This is a genomic window from Sphingomonas sp. PAMC 26617, assembly GCF_000242835.1.
Classification (GTDB): domain Bacteria; phylum Pseudomonadota; class Alphaproteobacteria; order Sphingomonadales; family Sphingomonadaceae; genus Sphingomonas.
Genome location: NZ_JH594425.1, coordinates 3,749,176 through 3,765,734 on the forward strand (window position 1 = coordinate 3,749,176; position 16,559 = coordinate 3,765,734).

Below are 16,559 nucleotides of genomic sequence, written 5' to 3' on the forward strand. Positions count from 1 at the left end.
GTCCTGCATTACCTAAGGCGACGCCGGTCGAAGCGTCCCCCTCTCCCCGGCCCTCTCCCCGGAGGGGAGAGGGAGGAGTTGAGCCGTCCCAGCCCAGCGTCGCGAACGGCCACAGGGCAGAAGAGAACCAAGTGTCGAGCACGTCATTGTCCTGCCGCAGCGCGACGCCCTCGCCTGCCTGCGCCTGAGCCTCGGCCTCGGTCATCGCGACGAACACCGACCCGTCCTCGGCGAACCATGCCGGAATCCGATGCCCCCACCACAGCTGGCGCGACACGCACCACGGCTGGATGTTCTCCATCCAGTTGAAGAACGTCTTTTCCCATGTCTTCGGCACGATCTTGATCGCGCCCGAGCGGACCGCCTCGATCGCCGGCTTCGCCAGCGTCGCCGCATCGACATACCATTGATCGGTCAGCCACGGCTCGATCACCACGCCCGAGCGATCGCCATACGGCGTCTGGATCGTGCGCGGCTCGGCGTCGTGCTCGGCACCGTCCTTGTCGACGTGCGGGATCAGGAACCCGTCCGCCTTCAACTGCGCGACGACCGCCTTGCGCGCTTCCGCGCTGGTCAGCCCGAGGAACGCGTCCGGGATCAACCCGTCCGATACCTGCACGACCTGTGCCTTGGCATCGAGCATGTTGAGCATCGTGCCCGCCGCCATGCCTGCGCGCTTGCCGACCTCGAAATCGTTGAAGTCATGCCCCGGCGTGATCTTGACCGCGCCCGACCCGAGCTCCGGATCGGCATGATCGTCGGTGATGATCGGGATCAGCCGCCCGGTGATCGGCAACCGCACCTGCTTGCCGACGAGATGCGTATAGCGCTCGTCCGCAGCGTTCACCGCGACCGCCATGTCGGCGAGCATCGTCTCGGGCCGCGTCGTCGCGACCTCGATGAAGCCGGAACCGTCCGCGAGCGGATAGCGCAGGTGCCAGAAGCTCCCCTTGATCTCGCGCGTTTCGACCTCGAGGTCGCTGATCGCTGTGCCGAGACCCGGATCCCAGTTCACCAGCCGCTTGTCGCGGTAGAGCAGCCCTTCCTTGTGGAGATCGACGAACACCTTGAGGACGGCTTTGGAAAAGCCCTCGTCCATCGTGAAGCGCTCGTTCGCCCAATCCATCGAGCAGCCAAGGCGACGGAGCTGCTGCGTGATCTCGCCGCCGCTCTCTTCCTTCCACGCCCAGACCTTCTCGACGAACTGCTCGCGCGTGAAGTCGGTGCGTTTTTCGGGCGGGGTCAGCGCGCCCATCTGGCGTTCGACCACCATCTGCGTCGCGATGCCCGCGTGATCAGTGCCGACCACCCACAGTGCATCCTTGCCCTTCAGCCGCGCATGGCGCGTCAGGATGTCCTGCAGCGTGTTGTCGAGCGCATGCCCGATGTGGAGCGACCCCGTCACGTTGGGCGGCGGGTTGACGATCGTCCACGGCTCGGCACCGGGGCGGTCGGGCCGGAACTGGCCGGTCGCCTCCCAATGCGCGTACCAGCGCTGTTCGAGTTCGGCGGGGTCGAAGGTTTTGGGGAGTTCGCTCATGATGCCACAGGCTTTAGCCGGGGACGCGCAAAAGGGAAGAGCGACGCTATCCCCGCGCCCCCGGACGATCGATCAGCGCGCGCACCCGCGCCTCGAGATCGCCGCCGCGATACGGCTTGCGCAACAGCTCGAAACTCTTGCTGCTTTCGTCGATCGAGTCGTCGGCATAGCCGGTCGTCAGCAATACCCGGATTGCCGGGAAATCGCGTCGTACCTGCCGTGCGAGCTCGACCCCATTCATGCCGCCGGGCATGACGATATCGCTGAACAGCAGCCTGAAGTCCTGGTCGGTTCGCAGCACGTCGAGCGCGGTTCGCGCATTCGAAACCTGGACGACGTGATAGCCATGCATCTCCAGCAGCGCCTTGCCCAGCGAGGCGACCTCGGGCTGGTCCTCGACCATCAGAATGCGGACACCGTGTGTTTCGGTCGGGGCCGGGGCCGAAGCCGTCATACGCTCCACCGCACCGCTCGCCCGCGGAAAATACAGGGTCAGTCGCGCGCCGCCCTCTGCGGGATTGGTCGCCGTGACCGCCCCGCCGGATTGCCGCATGAACCCATAGACCATCGCCAGTCCGAGCCCGGTCCCTTTGCCAACGTCCTTGGTGGAGAAGAACGGATCGAACATCCGGTCGATCGCCACACCATCGATCCCCGGGCCATCGTCGCTAATCGTGAGCGCGACATATTCGCCCGGGCGAAGCTTGCCGGGGAGTTCGCCCTCCGACGGCAAGACCGCGTTGCGCGTTGCAAGCGTCACCGTCCCGCTATCGCTGCTCGCATCGCGCGCGTTGGAGATGATGTTGAGGATTGCCATCTCGGCCTGGACCGGATCGATCCGGCAATTCCACAGCTCGGGGGCGAGGTGGTAGCGCAACGCCATACCGCCAGCGCTCCGTTCGAGCACCGATCCGAAATCGTGCACCAGCGTATTGAGGTTAAGCAACCGATCGCGCAACTCCTGCTTGCGCGCGAACGCCAGCAACTGCTGCGTCAGCGTGGCACCGCGCTGCGCCGCCGCACCAATTGCCTCGACCGCGCGGGAGGCGGCACGATCCCCTGGATCGACCCGGGCGCCGAGCATGTCGATATAGCCGATGATGACTTGCAGCAGATTATTGAAATCATGCGCGATACCGCCGGTCAGCTGTCCGACCGCCTCCATCTTCTGCGCTTCGTGCAGCGCCTCCTCCGCCTCGCGTCGGCGCGACACGTCGAGCTGGCTTGCAAAGAAGTAGATCAGCTTGCCCGACTCATCGAACACAGGCGAGATGAAGAGCGCGTTCCAGAAGGTCGAACCGTTCTTCCGGTAATTGAGGATTTCGACCGACACTTCCTGCCGCTCCGCGATCGCGCGACGCACTTGCGCAACCGAATCCCGATCGGTCTCAGGACCCTGCAGGAAGCGGCAGTTGATCCCGATGATTTCGGCGTCGCTATACCCGGTCATGTGCCGGAACGCCTCGTTGCAGAAGATCACCGGATTGTCGGGCTGATGCGGGTCGGTCACCACCATCGGCATGCGCGTCGTCTTGACCGCCGCAAAGAAGATGTCGCTCGGCGTGTCGTCCTGTGCGGCGGCGTTCAGCATGTGCGATGGCGGGACGACGACGTCGTCGCCCGCGTTCGGCGGCCCAGCGGGGTCGGTGTCGTTCATTGAGTGGCAAACTCGATCCGCCCGTGAGGGTTCCCCTCGTTACCAAAACGAACCGAGCGGGTTCAGTTACTTCCCGGTAATCCGGTCGATTTCCCTGGCAACCATGGCCTCGACCATGTGTGGCAGATTGGCGTCGAGCCATTCCCGCAGCATCGGGCGCAGCATCTCGCGCACCATCGATTCAAGCGTGTCGCTCCCGGAGACCTCGGGCTTCACGACCAGCCGTGACAAGGTGTCGAGCGGTCCGCGCGTTGCGGCGGCAGTCCGCTGCGACAGGATCCCGTCGGCGACGGGCTTCGCGGCTTCGGACTCGGGCGCGGCAACGGGAGCGCTCGGTTGCGGCGGGATGGGTGTCGCCGGAGGCGCCAGTGCGGCGGGCGAAACCGGCTCGACCGGTTCGCGCAACTCGAGAATGTCGTCGCGGGCCGAGGGCTCGGCCTCGGCACGGCGTGGGACCGGACGTTCGGGACGTTTGCCTCGCCCCGGCGTGACGTCATTCTCTTCGGCGATGATCCGTTTGATCGATGAAAGAATATCCTCCATCGATGGCTCCCCGCTCAAATCCCCCATCGAAAATCCTTGCGAAAGTAAACGGTCACGCCGCGTTACCGGTTCGGCGTCTGTTCACCTGCGGTAATCTTGGCGCTCCTGTCAACTGGCCGCGAGTCGAGCATCGGGTCGAGCGTCCGGGTGACGTTCGAGTTCTGCGCCGCGGTATCGGTCGTGCGGGTACCAGTGACGGCGGGATCGGGCTCGGAGCCGAAGTCCCAGATCTTCCCGCGCACGCTCTCATAATGCTTGACCGGATCGTAGAGCGGCCCGCCATCGAGCCCGAGATCGCGCGCCTCGGCATGCCCCATCGCCGCGAGCAGCGCGAAGCCAGCGACATAGGCGTCGCGCCGTGCGGTGACGAGCGTGACCTGCGAATTGAGCAGCTCCTGCTCGGCGTTGAGGATATCGAGGATCGTGCGATTGCCGACGCTGTTCTCGGCCCGGACACCCTCGAGCGACAACTTGTTGGCATTGACCGCGACTTCGCTCGACGCGATCACCTCGAGCGAGGATTTCCAGACCGCATAGGCCGAACGCGCCTGCGAAATCACGCTGCGTTCGGTTTCGGTCACGCGCTCGATCGACTGCAACCGTGCGTCCTGCGCCTGCCGGACCTGTGCGGCCGGACGCCCGCCCTGGTACAGCGGCAGGGTCAGGCCCAGACCAACCGTCGCCGCAGTTCCGGTCTGGCCGACCGCGGTCGCCGTGCCCGAGCCGAGCGTCCCGAGATAATTGTAATAATTCCCGCCGACGTTCGCGTTGATCCGCGGCAGCCGGTTGGCGCGCGCCGTCCCGATATCGAAGCCGGCCGCATCCCGTTCCTTGGCAGCGGCGAGCAGCGTCGGGTTGTTCTTGAGCGCGACGGCGACCGCATTGTCGGGATCACCCGGCATGTTGGGCAGCGCCGGCGGCAGATCGAGACGCCCGGGTGCCGCGCCGATCAGCCGGATATAACTCTCGCGACTGGAAATCAGTCGCGCCTGCGCGGTCTGCAACTGGCTCTGTGCGAGCGCGAGACGCGCTTCGGACTGGGCGACGTCGGTGCGGGTGAGGTCGCCGACCTGGAAGCGATCACGACTTGCCTGCAGATTGACGTCGAGGACGCGGACGTTTTGCGTGTTGAGCCCTACGATCGCCTCGTCGCGGATCACGTCCATATAGGCACCGACCACCGCGGAGAAGAGATCGCTCTCGGTTCCGCGCAGGCTGAGTTCACCGCCTTCGACACGGGTCTTCGCCGCACGCACCGAATTGCGCACCGCGCCACCTGCATAGAGCGGCACCGACAGGGTCGCGCTGGCCGTTCCACTGCGATCGGGGGAGACGAAGCTGTTCGCCGCCTTGACCACGTTCTCGGTGTAGGCGCTTTGCAACTGGACGCCGGGCAGCCCCTGCGACCGCGCGATCGGCACGTTCTCGTCAATCGCGCGCAGGTTTGCCCGCTGCGCGGCAAGCGTCGGGTTGCTGGTATAGGCCTTGACCAGAGCCTCGCGCAGCGTCTCCGCCGACAGCGGCGTGGCTGTCACCAGAAGAATTGCCGAGCCGCTCAGGAGAGAAAGAAATCGCATCGCAAGCGGCTCTTTTCTGGTCAGAAAGTGAAAGTACGCGGGCGCGCGAACCCGGGGAGCGCGACACAATCGATATCGGCGAAATCGAGCAACGCGAAACCACCGGCGCTGCGCCGACCCGACGCCAGCCGGGTCACGCCACGATCGGAGAGACCGCTCACGATGCGCCCGCCGACCGCAAGCTGATCGACCAGCGCCTGCGGCACCTCTTCCACCGCGCCGTCGATGAACAGGACGTCATAGGGAGCACCAGCGGCATGCCCCTCGACGAGCGATCCCTCGACCAGGCGGATCTTGGCGTGGCCGGCAAGCGCGGTTCGCGCGAGCGTAACCAGCGCAGGGTCGCTCTCGACCGCGACGACATTTGCCACGAGTTCGGCAAGCACGGCGGCGGTATAGCCACCCGCCGCGCCGATCAGGAGGACCTTGTCGGTCGGCCGCAGTTCAGCCTGCGTCAACAGTCGCCCGGTCGCGATCGGGACGTTCTGCGCGCGCCCGTGCGTCAAGGGCACCGCGGTGTCGCGATACGCCAGGTTGGCGACCGCTTGGGGCAGGAACGCCTCGCGCGGAACGAGATCCATCGCCGCAACGACGCGTGCATCGCTCACCGCATTGGTCCGCAACTGGCTTGCCACCATTGCATGGCGCATCGCCGTCATATCCTGCCCGCGCAAATCGAAATTCATGATGCCACCCTCGTCGCGCAACTGTTATAGTCACGCAATACACTTACCGTCAATGCATCGCTTCTATCGCGCGCCACCCGCTTCGCCAAGCGAGCGGTTGCTGCAATCTGCGTCTGGCGCCATTCTGGTAAACAGCGGGTTAACCGCGATCGGGTTTTTTTGGGCGCAAGAGTTGACACCGACGCCATCCGCTTGCATCTGCGCCGCTCTCCGGCCCGATGGCGGAGTGGTGACGTAGAGGACTGCAAATCCTCGCACCCGGGTTCGATTCCCGGTCGGGCCTCCAGACATTCATGCCAGCCGTCCGCTCGGGCACGGGCTAGGCCTGTCCCGCCAGCGCGGTTTCGAGCGCGGCGATGAAGGGCAGATCGGCCGGCGGCATCGCGAGCCCCCGAAGCGCCCCGGGATAATGCCACGCCAGTGCGTCGGCAGCGAGCGCCGCCGGCTCCCCGATCCAGTCGCGACAGACGTACAGCAGCAACAGGAGATGGCGCTCGGGCAACGCAAGACTGGCGAAGGTCAGCGGCGTCACCGCCGTCGGATCGACCTCAAGAGCCAATTCCTCGGCCAGTTCGCGGACCAGCGCAGCCTCGGGCGTTTCCCCCGCCTCGACCTTGCCCCCGGGAAACTCCCACAAGCCCGCCATGGCCGTGCCTGCCGGACGCTGCTGGACCAGGACACGTCCATCTCGATCGACAAGCGCAGCCGCCACGACCAGCAGCAGCGGCCCCCGTCCGACGTTCTTATCCATTCGGTAATGCTCCCCCGTTACATCCGGTCGCATTGTACACGGCCCGGAGGCGTTGCCGACATGTTCGTCGGATTGATCAAACGACTGCTGGCCAGCCGCAAGGCGGGTACAGCCATCGAATATGGACTCATTATCGCGCTGGTCGTCCTCGCGATGATTGCCGCGCTCGGGCAGTTCGCCAGCGCGACCACGGGCATGTGGAATCGCGTGAGCACGGCTGTGGTAGGCGCAGGAACGAACTAAAACGGTTCTCTGCGAAAAAAAGTCCCGACGTTTAAACCTTTCTCAACCTTACAGGACGTAAATCTGCCGTTGTTGGTCCGGCAATCCGGTCCGACCGGGTACTGAAGCTAATCTACGGAGACCGGAATCATGCAGAACATTCGCAAGTTCATCAAGAACTCCAAGGGCGCGACCGCAATCGAATACGGTCTGATCGCTGCGCTCATCGCAGTTGCTGCTATCACCGCGATGTCGTCGCTGGGCGGCAAGCTGTCGAACACCTTCAATAATGTTTCGACCAAGCTCTAATCCGGCTTGATCTGACAAAACTGCTCGAAGGGCGGCGGAACTCCGGTTCCGCCGCCCTTTTTGCTGTCCTCCGTTGTGCTGTCAGAGCCGCCCCATCGCGAGGAACTTCTCGCGCCGCATCCGTCGCAGCTCGGCCGGTGCGTGATCCGCGAGCCGCTCCAGCGCCGCATCGATCGCATCCCCCAGCGCACGGATCGCCGTCGCCGGATCGCGCTGTGCCCCGCCGAGCGGCTCGGGCACGATCGTGTCGATGATTCCCAGGCCCTTGAGGTCCTGCGCGGTCACCTTCATCGCCTCGGCCGCATCCGACGCCCTGTCGGCGGTGCGCCACAGGATCGATGCACAGCCCTCGGGCGAGATCACCGCATAGACCGCATGTTCGAACATCAGCACGGCATTGCCCGCCGCCAGCGCGATCGCGCCCCCCGAACCGCCCTCGCCCACGACCGCCGCGACCATCGGCACGCCGAGCGCAAGACACTGTTCGGTCGACCGCGCGATCGCCTCGGCCTGGCCGCGCTCCTCCGCCTGGATCCCCGGGAAGGCGCCCGATGTATCGACCAGCGTCACGACCGGAAGGCCGAAGCGGTCGGCAAGTTGCATCAGGCGGATCGCCTTGCGATACCCCTCGGGCTTGCCCATTCCGAAATTGTGGCGGAGCCGGCTCGCGGTATCGTCGCCCTTCTCGTGACCGATCACGAGGATACGCCGCCCGCGGAAGGTCGCGAATCCGCCGAGGATTGCCTGGTCGTCGCCGAACGCCCGGTCGCCCGCAAGCGGCATCCAGTCGTCGAACAGGCCGGCGACGTAATCCTTGAAATGCGGCCGATCGCCGTGGCGTGCGACCTGCGTCTTCTGCCACGGCGTCAGCCGCGTATAGGTATCGCGCAACAATTTGTCGGAGCGCGCCTGAAGTCGCGAGATTTCCGCACTGAGATCGACCGTGCCGTCGGCGGCGGTCTCGCGCAATTCGTCGATCTTGCCGTGGAGTTCGGCGATCGGTTTTTCAAAATCGAGGAAGCTTGCCATAGGTTGGCGCGGTTAGGCTTCGCGTGTCGTCGCGTCAACGCGGCGTGTATCGTCGGTCAGCGGATGGCGGGCGTTGACGAGCTCGACGAGGTGGCTCGCGTCGACATGCGTATAGATCTCGGTGGTGGCGATGTCGGCATGCCCCAGCATCGCCTGTAGCGCGCGCAGATCGGCGCCACCCGCGAGCAGATGCGTCGCAAAGGCGTGGCGGAGCACGTGCGGGCTGACCCGGTCGGGGGGAACTCCCGCCTCGGCGGCAAGACCCTTGAGCACCTGATACAACCGGATCCGGCTGAGATGCGCCTTTCCCGAAGGAAACAGCCACGCGCTGTCTTCTGCGACGTGCGCGCGCCAAAGGGCGACCGCCGCGCGCGCCCGGTCCGAGAGCGGGACCAGTCGCTCCTTCCCGCCCTTGCCGCGGAGAATCAGATATGGACGATCCGGCGCGACCGCGCGGCGTGGGAGCGACACCAGTTCGGTCGCGCGCAGGCCCGATCCGTAGAGCAGCTCGACCAGCGCGGACAGTCGCAGGTCGTTCGGGTCGGGCGGATCGCGGGCGATTCGCGCGTCGATTGCAGCGAACAGCCGGTCGACGTCGGCGTGATCGAGCACTTTCGGCAACCCGCGCGAAGCACCCGGGCGCGGCAGCGCGGCGCCGGGATCGTCCGCGCGATGCCCCTCCTCCTCCAGAAAGGCGAAGAACCGTCGCAGCGCCGCAGACTTGCGCGCGACCGTCGCCTTCGACAGCGGCAGCCAGGCCGTCCCGACAAGCGCCAGGTCCTCCGGTGATGCAACCGCAAGCCCTCCGCCAAGCAGGTCTGACGCGAGCGACAGGTCGCTGCGATAGGCGGCGACGGTGTTCCTTGCCGCCCCGGCTTCGGCAGTCATCATCTCGAGGAACCGCTCGATCAGCGCGCGATCCTCGCCGCCGTCGCGCGGGGCATCGGTCACGACCGCGCGATCGCCTCGGCCGCGATCATCCGCGCTTCGCCGACCATCCCGACCTCGCGCATCGCGGCGCAGATATGGTAGAGCGCCGCCGGGGACACACCCGCCCACGACCGCGATTGCATGCCAGTCGCCGCCAGCAGCACGACCGTGCCGGGCTCGCCGTCCGCCGCCGCCTGCGCGATGGCGCGGCTCCAGCTATCCGTCGCTGCGATCGGCACGCCGAGCGCCTTCGCGCCCTGCCCGATGTCGCCACTCGAAAGCCGGCCTAGACCTGCGAGCGCGGCGAAGAACATCCGCTGCTTGACCCCTTGAGGATCGTTCGCGGGGACATAGGCACTGACGTCGCCATACCCGACAGCGGGCGCGTTCGGATCGACCAGCGTCAGCATCGCCCAGCCGGTGCTCCCGCGCGCGGCCTTGTCGCGCCAACGCAGCGCGGGCGTATCGAGCCCGGCACTCAGCATCGACGCGATCAGCCGGTCGGTGTCGGGCCTGTCGAGCGTGGTGGGGATCCGTGCCGACGCGCCCGCCGTCAGGACGAGCCGGGCGTAGCGCCGCTCGTAGCCGGTCGGTTCGTCCCACAGCTTGCGCAGCGCCGCCGCACGGGCCGTCGCATCATTGCCCTCGAATGCAGTCCGCACCGTGCGCGCAACGCTCGCCGCGGCGGGGAGCTGATCGTCCCCCGCATCGACCGCCGCGTACAGATCGACTAGTGCCGCACTCGACAGGATCCCGCGTGCCGCCGCAAGCTCGGCCGCAGGCGCACGTACCCCCGGCGTGAGGCTTGCCGACAACGCCCGCCAGCCCTGTACCGCAGGCGCGCTTTCCGAAAGCAGCGATTCGGGAATCTCGACCCCCGCCGCCATCGCCAGCCCGTAGCGCCATGCGGTCAGCATCGGCGTGCTGTCCCAGTCGACCGTCACCGCCTGTCGCCCGCGCCCGTTGCTGCCGACCAGCTTCTGCGCGAGCAGCAAATCGATCCCGCTTGCGACACGATCCTTGCGCACCGCTGCGAACATCGGTTCCGCGCGCGCCCGCGTTCCCGACAGCCCGGCGCAGATCGCACGCGCCAGCACCCAGCCGCGCTCGCGCCCGAGCGCCGCGCCTGCCTCGGCAGCAGGACACAGGCCCGCCGGGTCGCCGGTCGCGAGCGCAGCCTGCATCGCCGCCTCGAACAGCTTGGGGGTATAATCCTCGGTATCGACCGCCTGCGCCATGGCGCGCGCCGCGACCGATTCGCCCATGCGAACGAGCAGCCACGCGCGCTCGGCGGCGAAATCCGCACCGCCCACGCCACGCGGCGTATCGAGCTCCGCCATCAGCGCGCGGCGCAGCGCGATCGAGACCCAGCGCGACGCGACCGGCGCGCGCAACCGGTGCATCAGTGTTTCCAGAAACCGTCCGTCCGACCGACCAAAGGCGTTTGGCGCCATCGCGCCTTCCGCCGGACCGGCCACGCCGACACGATCGAGCGAACGGCGCGCATAGCTGGGCGTGTCGGCGCGAACGAAGGCTGCGAAGTCGGTCGGCGACGGCGGTGTCGTGAGCGGGGTCGGGGTCGCGTCGGGTGTCGGAAGATCGGTCGGGAGCGGCGCGCCGGGGAGCGGTGCCACGGCCGGCGGCGGGACCGCTTGCCCCGCAGGCGCGGTCGCCTGCCCGGTCGAACCCGACGGCGTCGGGGTCGCTGCCGGCGCCGGCGCGCGCGGACGCGGGCGTGCCGGGGCTGCCGACGGCGCGGGGTTGGGATCGCCGAACCCTGGCGGCAGGATCGATTCGGGCCGGTTCTGGCCGATCGCGGGGACTGTCGCCGGTATCGTCAGCGTCGCCGCAACCGCGGCGGTCGCGAGAAGAGCCGGTAGCGCGCGGCTACTTCTGGAGGTTCGCAAGCGGCACTGCCTTCTCGACCTGCGTCAGCGGCTTTTCATGCGCCTTTCCCGAAAGCGCGAACAGGCCGCCGACCACCACGACCACGACGACGAGAACCACGAGAAGCAAGCGAGGCATGGGCAAGGACCTGTAACCGACCGGAAAGAAAAAGCTACGCAAGCGAGCTTTTGCCCGATGCGTCGGTGCGCTGTATAGCCCCAGCTTCGATGTTGCAAAGCCCGCCGCCTTCTCCGGATACCGCCCTGCCCGACCAGCCACGCTGGGGCGGCCAAACGATCGTGCTCGTCGGGCTGATGGGCGCAGGCAAATCCACGGTCGGGCGGCGGCTCGCGATCCGGCTCGGGCTGCCGTTCGTCGACGCCGACAGCGAGATCGAGACCGCGGCGGGCATGTCGATCCCCGACATCTTCGAGCGATTCGGCGAAGCTTATTTCCGCGACGGCGAGCGCCGCGTGATCGCGCGGCTGATGAACGGCGACCGGCGGGTGATCGCCACCGGCGGCGGCGCGTTCGTCGATGATCGGACGCGCGAGACGATCCTGGCGCAGGGGTTTGCGGTGTGGCTCGACGCCAAGCCGTCGGTGCTCGCGGACCGCGTCTCGCGCCGCGACACCCGCCCGCTGCTGCGCGGGCGCGATCCGCTTGCGGTGCTCGAGGAACTGGCGCGCGTGCGCAACCCGTTCTACGCGATGGCCCCGCTCCGCGTCTCGAGCCACCGCGCGCCGCACGACGCCACCGTCAACGCCATCCTGAAAGCCCTCGGCCAGATATGACGACAATCCCCGTTTCGCTTGGCGCCCGCAGTTACGACGTCGTGATCGAGGCCGGGCTGCTCGCCCGCGCCGCCGGCTGGCTCGCGCCGCTGTCGCGCGGGCGAAAGATGGCGATCGTGACCGACTCCAACGTCCTGCCGCATCTCGAAACGTTGCAAACATCGCTGTCGGGTGCTGGCGTGGCGAGCGAGGCGATCGTGCTAACCCCCGGGGAAGCCACGAAAAGCTGGTCGCAGCTCGAGGCCCTCACCGATCGCCTGCTCGATCTCGGGATCGAGCGCGGGGATCATGTCATCGCGCTGGGGGGCGGGGTGATCGGCGATCTCGTCGGCTTTGCCTGCGCGATCCTCAAGCGCGGCTGCGGGTTCGTGCAGATCCCGACGACGCTGCTCGCGCAGGTCGATTCGTCGGTCGGCGGCAAGACCGCGATCAACAGCCGCGCGGGCAAGAACCTGATCGGCGCGTTCCACCAGCCCGCGCTGGTGCTGATCGACCCGCAGGTGCTCGATACGCTGCCGCTGCGGCAGGTCCGCGCGGGCTATGCCGAGGTCGTGAAATACGGGCTGATCGACGATCCTGCCTTCTTCGACTGGTGCGAGGCGAACGCCGGCGCGCTGCTCGCGGGTGATCCCGACGCGCGTGTCTATGCAATCGCGCATTCGGTCGCCGCCAAGGCGCGAATCGTCGCGGCGGACGAGCGCGAGACGGCCGGCGTCCGCGCGTTGCTCAACCTTGGGCATACGTTCGGCCATGCGCTGGAGGCGGAAGCGGGCTTCTCGGACCGGTTGCTCCACGGCGAGGGTGTCGCGGCGGGGATGGCGCTCGCGTTCGGCTATTCCGCCGCGCACGGGCTTGCGCCGACGGTGGATGCAGAGCGGGTCGCCGCGCATCTCCGCGCGATCGGCCTGCCCGACGGCGTGGCGGCGACGGGTCTGACCGCGTCGGCGGACACGCTGGTCGGCCATATGCTGCACGACAAGAAGATGGACGCGGGCACGCTGCCGTTCCTGCTCGCGCGCGGGATCGGCCGGACCTTCCTCGACACATCGGTCGATCTCGCGGACGTCCGCGCGTTCCTGGCCGCCTGATGCCGCGCGGGGTCGCCAAACGGGATCTGCCCACCAAGATCTGCCCGGTCTGCGAGCGCCCGTTCGCGTGGCGCAAGAAGTGGGAGCGCGACTGGGAGAATGTCGTCTATTGTTCGGACAAGTGCCGGATGGGAAAATCGGGGTGAGGCGTTTGATGTTGCCGACCCCACACTGACCGTTCGTTTCGAGCGAAGTCGAGAAACCGGGCAAAGCGCAGGTTTCTCGACTTCGCTCGAAACGAACGGTTGGGTTAGCAGCCTAAATCAAACGGTTCAGAAGTAGCCTCGAAACGCTACACCCCAGCCCTCGCAGCACTCCACGCCAGCCACAGCCATCCGGCAATCAGCAGCGCCCCACCGATCGGCGTGATCGCGCCCAGCCAACGCGGCAGGCCCAGCGCCATCAGGTACAGCGTCCCCGCGAAGATCGCCGCCCCGATCACGAACAGCCACGCCGGCCCGCGTGCCTCCATCCGCGCAGCGACCAGCGCAGCGACGACATGCACCAACTGGTAATGCGCGCCCGTCCCGAGCCACTTGGCGGCATCCCCGCTCGCGCCATGCGCGCCGAACGCCCCCGCACCCACCGCAAGCGCGCCGCTCAGCGCCGCCAGCACCACGATCATGTTCATCCGCCGAGATCCTCGCTCAATTCAGGCCGCGACACCTGGGTGATGATCCGGTCGCGCGCGACCCGGATGTCGCCCGCCTCGACCTGCGCCTTCAGCCGCTCGCGATCCTCGCGCCGGTACAGTTCCTCGCTGCGATCGATCTCGGCCTGGTCGACGCCGACCTTGAGCAGCGCGAGCCGCGCCATCCGCACCGCCGATTCGAGCACCTCGCGCACCACCCCGTCCATCGGCGCGCCCTTGAGCTTGATCACCGCGCGCCGATCGTAGGCGCGCACGAAGATCGCCGCTTTCGGGAAAGCCTGGTGGACGCCTTCGATCAGGTCGGCGGAAAGCTGGTCGCCATCGATGCAGAACAGGATCAGTTCGGCCTCCGCCGCACCCGCCTGCCGCAGCAGGTCCATCCGCGTGCCGTCGCCGTAATAGACCTTGGCGCCGAACTCGCCCGCAATATCGATCATCTCGATATCGGTGTCGATCAGCGTGACGGGAATGCCCTGCGCGATCAGCATCTGTGCGACCGTCTGGCCGAACCGACCGTAACCGACGATCAGCGCATTGGCGCCATCGGATTGCGGGCCGTCGCGGTCGCCCTGCTGGATCGGCTCCTCGCGGATCCGCCGCGTGATCGACATCAGGAACGGCGTCGTCGCCATCGACAGAGTGACGATCGCCCCGAACAGGCTTGCCGCCTCGGGCGCGATCAGCAGCGCTTTCTGCGCCTGCGCGAACAGCACGAACCCGAATTCGCCGCCCTGGCTGAGCAGCAACCCGAGCGCGAGTGCGCTGCGCCACGTCATCCGGAACGCCATGCCGATCCCGAAGATGATCAGCGCCTTGGTCGCGATCAACGCGAGCGCCATGCCGATCACGAAGAACGGGCGCTCGGCGATCGCATGGAGATCGAGCATCATCCCGACCGCGAGGAAGAACAGCCCAAGCAGGATCGAGCGGAACGGCTCGACGTCCGCCTCGAGTTCATGCCGGTACGGGCTGTCGGCGAGCATCACGCCTGCGACGAACGCGCCGAGTGCGGTCGACAGGCCGAGCGCTTCCATCACCGCCGCGGCGGCAACCACGGTGAACAGCGCGGCGAAGACGAACATCTCGCGCTCGCCCATGTTGCCGATGATCCGGAACAGCGGGCGCAGCAGGAAGCGCCCCGCGAGCACCAGCCCCGCAACCGCGCCGATCGTATAGAGGAACAGCAGCCAGCCCGGCGGGCCGTTCGCGTCCGCCGGGTTGCGCGAGAGCACCGCGACGATCGTGATCAGCGGAACGATCGACAGATCCTGGAACAACAGGATCGAGAAAGCGCGTTCCCCGAACGGGGTGCGCATCCGCCCGGCGGATTGCAGCATCGGCAGGACCTGCGCGGTCGACGACAAGGCGAGCGGGAGCCCAAGGACAAGCGCGGCAGCGCCCGAAAAATTCGTGCCGATCCACACGACCCCCGTCACCGCGAGCCCGCAGGCCACAACCTGGAGCAACCCGAGCCCGAAGATTTCCTTCTTGAGCGCCCACAGGCGCGACGGGTTGAGCTCGAGCCCGACGATGAACAACAGCAACGTGATGCCGAGTTCGGCGACGCCGATCTTCGATTCGGCATTGCCGACCAGATGGAGCACCTGCGGCCCGACGACCGCGCCCGCGACCAGATAGCCGAGCGTTGCGCCCAGCCCGAGCCGACGGAAGATCAGAACGAATACAAGCGCAAAGCCACCGAGGACGACACCGTCGAACAGCAGCGATTCACTCACGCGGGCGCCTTCGCGGCGGCGGTCCGGGTCGCCTCGGTAACCGCCTCGAACGCGAGCCGGATCGATGCGTGCCGTGCGCTATGCGGGAGCGCGGGGGTGAAGAGCTCGAAGCCGGGCCATTCGGGGAGCGGCCCCTCGCCCGCAAGCCATGCCGCGAGCGAATCCCGTGCTGCCGCCAGTTCCTCGGCGGACTTGCCGATCGCGGCGGCACCCATCAGCGAGGCGCTCGCCTGACCAAGCGCGCAGGCGCGGACCAGCATCCCGAGGTCCGATACGCGGCCCTGCGGATCGACCGCGACATCGACGGTCACGCGGCTGCCGCAGATCGGAGAGCGCTTTTCCGCGCTCCCCATCGGGTCGGTCAGGCGGGCGTGGTGCGGGATGCTCGCGGCAAGGCGGAGGATCTCGGTGTTGTAGAGCGGCGCGTTCATGGCCTCTATGTAGGAAGCGCTTGCGTCTCAGTCACCCCGTTTGGTGTCGTCGACGGGGCGTGCGGGCGTGGTCTTGCCGAGCGTCGGCTCGAACAGCGGCAGCCCCTTGCGCCGGCGGTCAACGAAATCCGCGATTCCGGCGCTGGTGACGTTGAGCAGCGGATAAACGCGCGCGGACTTGAGCCAGACCGGGCGGTGCGCCGGCCCGCCGCCCATCGTGTCGGTGACGAGCACGACGAGCAGGAAGCCGAGGCTCGCGAGGATCAGCCCCTTGAGCGCGCCGAACCCGAAGCCGAGCGCGCGATCGACCGGGCCGATGATCGAATCGCGGGTCCGCGCACCGATCGCATTGGCGACGAGCCGCCCCCCGAAATACGTCCCTCCCGCGAGCAGCACGAACGCAAGCACCGCCGCGCCCGCGGTCGTCCCGACGATGCCGGTCAGCGTCTGCGTCAGGGGTATGTGGAACAGCTTGACCGCAAAGACGATCGCGACCCAGGCGAACAGCGACAACACCTCGGTGACGAAACCGCGCAGGACGCCAAGCAGCGCAGAGCCGCCGACCGCGACGAGGACCAGGATATCGAGCGCAGTGAGGTTCATGGGGGTGGCTGTATCCGGTGCGGGCGGGGGAAGTCGAGGGCGTTGCTGCGGGGGGGGACGCCTTCCACCCCCGGAAGGTTGCCACTTGGTCCGCCCTGTCCGTTCGTTACGAGCCTTGCAACAC

The 16,559-nt window shown here is 67.2% G+C and carries 19 protein-coding genes and 1 tRNA gene; 6 read left to right on the forward strand and 14 right to left on the reverse strand.

Translation table 11 applies throughout. The features are described 5' to 3' along the window. The 5 genes from RH91_RS16495 to RH91_RS16515 all read right to left on the reverse strand — a co-directional run. Positions 1 to 1,540 (reverse strand): valine--tRNA ligase (locus RH91_RS16495; protein WP_010164099.1); only part of this gene is annotated, 1,540 nt, incomplete at its 3' end. A 46-nt stretch (positions 1,541 to 1,586) separates the two neighbouring features. Continuing rightward, a complete protein-coding gene (locus RH91_RS16500; protein ID WP_010164100.1) occupies positions 1,587 to 3,197 on the reverse strand; it encodes a histidine kinase famiy protein in 1,611 nt (536 codons plus the stop codon). Between the two features lie 66 nt (positions 3,198 to 3,263). Further along, positions 3,264 to 3,740, reverse strand: a complete 477-nt coding sequence (locus tag RH91_RS16505) for a DUF2497 domain-containing protein (RefSeq protein ID WP_010164101.1) — start codon at positions 3,738 to 3,740, stop codon at positions 3,264 to 3,266. A gap of 62 nt (positions 3,741 to 3,802) precedes the next feature. Next, positions 3,803 to 5,317, reverse strand: coding sequence for a TolC family outer membrane protein (locus tag RH91_RS16510; protein ID WP_029624005.1), 1,515 nt, complete (start codon positions 5,315 to 5,317; stop codon positions 3,803 to 3,805). A gap of 20 nt (positions 5,318 to 5,337) precedes the next feature. Continuing rightward, positions 5,338 to 6,024, reverse strand: a complete 687-nt coding sequence (locus RH91_RS16515) for an rRNA adenine N-6-methyltransferase family protein (protein WP_010164104.1) — start codon at positions 6,022 to 6,024, stop codon at positions 5,338 to 5,340. A 191-nt stretch (positions 6,025 to 6,215) separates the two neighbouring features. Between RH91_RS16515 and RH91_RS16520 the strand changes: the two genes are divergently transcribed. Next, positions 6,216 to 6,289: transfer RNA gene (locus RH91_RS16520), tRNA-Cys, on the forward strand. 33 nt (positions 6,290 to 6,322) lie between these two features. Here RH91_RS16520 and RH91_RS16525 read toward each other — a convergent pair. Continuing rightward, the gene (locus RH91_RS16525; RefSeq protein ID WP_010164105.1) at positions 6,323 to 6,754 is read right to left on the reverse strand and encodes a (deoxy)nucleoside triphosphate pyrophosphohydrolase; all 432 of its coding nucleotides are present in this window, start codon (positions 6,752 to 6,754) and stop codon (positions 6,323 to 6,325) included. 60 nt (positions 6,755 to 6,814) lie between these two features. On the opposite strand from RH91_RS16525, the gene RH91_RS16530 reads away from it, so the two are divergent. Both RH91_RS16530 and RH91_RS16535 read left to right on the forward strand, forming a co-directional pair. Continuing rightward, positions 6,815 to 6,997 (forward strand): Flp family type IVb pilin, encoded by a 183-nt coding sequence (locus RH91_RS16530; protein ID WP_010164106.1) that lies wholly within the window; start codon positions 6,815 to 6,817, stop codon positions 6,995 to 6,997. A gap of 129 nt (positions 6,998 to 7,126) precedes the next feature. Further along, a complete protein-coding gene (locus RH91_RS16535) occupies positions 7,127 to 7,285 on the forward strand; it encodes a Flp family type IVb pilin (protein WP_010164107.1) in 159 nt (52 codons plus the stop codon). 81 nt (positions 7,286 to 7,366) lie between these two features. Here the strand turns inward: RH91_RS16535 and RH91_RS16540 are convergent, their stop codons facing one another. From RH91_RS16540 to RH91_RS22875, 4 genes are read right to left on the reverse strand one after another with little or no spacing between them, the layout of a single operon-like run. Then, positions 7,367 to 8,314 carry an acetyl-CoA carboxylase carboxyltransferase subunit alpha gene (locus RH91_RS16540; RefSeq protein WP_010164108.1) on the reverse strand — a complete coding sequence of 316 codons (948 nt, stop codon included), beginning with the start codon at positions 8,312 to 8,314 and terminating at the stop codon, positions 7,367 to 7,369. 12 nt (positions 8,315 to 8,326) lie between these two features. Next, positions 8,327 to 9,265, reverse strand: coding sequence for a tyrosine-type recombinase/integrase (locus RH91_RS16545; protein WP_010164109.1), 939 nt, complete (start codon positions 9,263 to 9,265; stop codon positions 8,327 to 8,329). Beyond that, on the reverse strand, positions 9,262 to 11,151 hold the full coding sequence (locus tag RH91_RS16550; RefSeq protein ID WP_010164110.1) for a hypothetical protein: 1,890 nt from the start codon (positions 11,149 to 11,151) through the stop codon (positions 9,262 to 9,264). Before RH91_RS16550 ends, RH91_RS16545 begins: the two co-directional genes overlap by 4 nt. Beyond that, positions 11,132 to 11,269, reverse strand: coding sequence for a hypothetical protein (locus RH91_RS22875; protein WP_198283272.1), 138 nt, complete (start codon positions 11,267 to 11,269; stop codon positions 11,132 to 11,134). Before RH91_RS22875 ends, RH91_RS16550 begins: the two co-directional genes overlap by 20 nt. An 89-nt stretch (positions 11,270 to 11,358) precedes the next feature. Between RH91_RS22875 and RH91_RS16555 the strand changes: the two genes are divergently transcribed. The 3 genes from RH91_RS16555 to RH91_RS21750 are packed head-to-tail and all read left to right on the forward strand — an operon-like array spanning position 11,359 to position 13,159. Next, on the forward strand, positions 11,359 to 11,925 hold the full coding sequence (locus tag RH91_RS16555) for a shikimate kinase (RefSeq protein ID WP_081469558.1): 567 nt from the start codon (positions 11,359 to 11,361) through the stop codon (positions 11,923 to 11,925). Continuing rightward, a complete protein-coding gene (gene aroB / locus RH91_RS16560; protein ID WP_010164114.1) occupies positions 11,922 to 13,013 on the forward strand; it encodes a 3-dehydroquinate synthase in 1,092 nt (363 codons plus the stop codon). The genes RH91_RS16555 and aroB overlap by 4 nt, the downstream gene beginning before the upstream one ends. Continuing rightward, positions 13,013 to 13,159 carry a DUF2256 domain-containing protein gene (locus RH91_RS21750; protein ID WP_010164115.1) on the forward strand — a complete coding sequence of 49 codons (147 nt, stop codon included), beginning with the start codon at positions 13,013 to 13,015 and terminating at the stop codon, positions 13,157 to 13,159. Before aroB ends, RH91_RS21750 begins: the two co-directional genes overlap by 1 nt. Before the next feature lie 146 nt (positions 13,160 to 13,305). Here the strand turns inward: RH91_RS21750 and RH91_RS16565 are convergent, their stop codons facing one another. From RH91_RS16565 to RH91_RS16580, 4 genes are read right to left on the reverse strand one after another with little or no spacing between them, the layout of a single operon-like run. After that, on the reverse strand, positions 13,306 to 13,644 hold the full coding sequence (locus tag RH91_RS16565; RefSeq protein WP_010164116.1) for a DUF423 domain-containing protein: 339 nt from the start codon (positions 13,642 to 13,644) through the stop codon (positions 13,306 to 13,308). Beyond that, on the reverse strand, positions 13,641 to 15,401 hold the full coding sequence (locus RH91_RS16570) for a cation:proton antiporter domain-containing protein (RefSeq protein ID WP_010164117.1): 1,761 nt from the start codon (positions 15,399 to 15,401) through the stop codon (positions 13,641 to 13,643). Before RH91_RS16570 ends, RH91_RS16565 begins: the two co-directional genes overlap by 4 nt. Continuing rightward, entirely contained in the window at positions 15,398 to 15,832 is a 435-nt protein-coding gene (locus tag RH91_RS16575) for an iron-sulfur cluster assembly scaffold protein (RefSeq protein ID WP_010164118.1), read from the reverse strand. The genes RH91_RS16570 and RH91_RS16575 overlap by 4 nt, the downstream gene beginning before the upstream one ends. Positions 15,833 to 15,859: 27 nt before the next feature. After that, entirely contained in the window at positions 15,860 to 16,435 is a 576-nt protein-coding gene (locus tag RH91_RS16580) for a CvpA family protein (protein ID WP_010164119.1), read from the reverse strand. Between the last annotated feature and the right edge of the window lie 124 nt (positions 16,436 to 16,559).

What these genes read in the sequence shown, in the direction of transcription:
- RH91_RS16500 (WP_010164100.1), bottom strand. Translation starts at nt 3,197, where the DNA reads ATGAACGACACCGACCCCGCTGGGCCGCCGAACGCGGGCGACGACGTC.
- RH91_RS16505 (WP_010164101.1), bottom strand. Translation starts at nt 3,740, where the DNA reads ATGGAGGATATTCTTTCATCGATCAAACGGATCATCGCCGAAGAGAAT.
- RH91_RS16510 (WP_029624005.1), bottom strand. Translation starts at nt 5,317, where the DNA reads ATGCGATTTCTTTCTCTCCTGAGCGGCTCGGCAATTCTTCTGGTGACA.
- RH91_RS16525 (WP_010164105.1), bottom strand. Translation starts at nt 6,754, where the DNA reads ATGGATAAGAACGTCGGACGGGGGCCGCTGCTGCTGGTCGTGGCGGCT.
- RH91_RS16530 (WP_010164106.1), top strand. Translation starts at nt 6,815, where the DNA reads ATGTTCGTCGGATTGATCAAACGACTGCTGGCCAGCCGCAAGGCGGGT.
- RH91_RS16535 (WP_010164107.1), top strand. Translation starts at nt 7,127, where the DNA reads ATGCAGAACATTCGCAAGTTCATCAAGAACTCCAAGGGCGCGACCGCA.
- RH91_RS16540 (WP_010164108.1), bottom strand. Translation starts at nt 8,314, where the DNA reads ATGGCAAGCTTCCTCGATTTTGAAAAACCGATCGCCGAACTCCACGGC.
- RH91_RS22875 (WP_198283272.1), bottom strand. Translation starts at nt 11,269, where the DNA reads ATGCCTCGCTTGCTTCTCGTGGTTCTCGTCGTCGTGGTCGTGGTGGTC.
- RH91_RS16555 (WP_081469558.1), top strand. Translation starts at nt 11,359, where the DNA reads ATGTTGCAAAGCCCGCCGCCTTCTCCGGATACCGCCCTGCCCGACCAG.
- aroB (WP_010164114.1), top strand. Translation starts at nt 11,922, where the DNA reads ATGACGACAATCCCCGTTTCGCTTGGCGCCCGCAGTTACGACGTCGTG.
- RH91_RS21750 (WP_010164115.1), top strand. Translation starts at nt 13,013, where the DNA reads ATGCCGCGCGGGGTCGCCAAACGGGATCTGCCCACCAAGATCTGCCCG.
- RH91_RS16565 (WP_010164116.1), bottom strand. Translation starts at nt 13,644, where the DNA reads ATGAACATGATCGTGGTGCTGGCGGCGCTGAGCGGCGCGCTTGCGGTG.
- RH91_RS16575 (WP_010164118.1), bottom strand. Translation starts at nt 15,832, where the DNA reads ATGAACGCGCCGCTCTACAACACCGAGATCCTCCGCCTTGCCGCGAGC.
- RH91_RS16580 (WP_010164119.1), bottom strand. Translation starts at nt 16,435, where the DNA reads ATGAACCTCACTGCGCTCGATATCCTGGTCCTCGTCGCGGTCGGCGGC.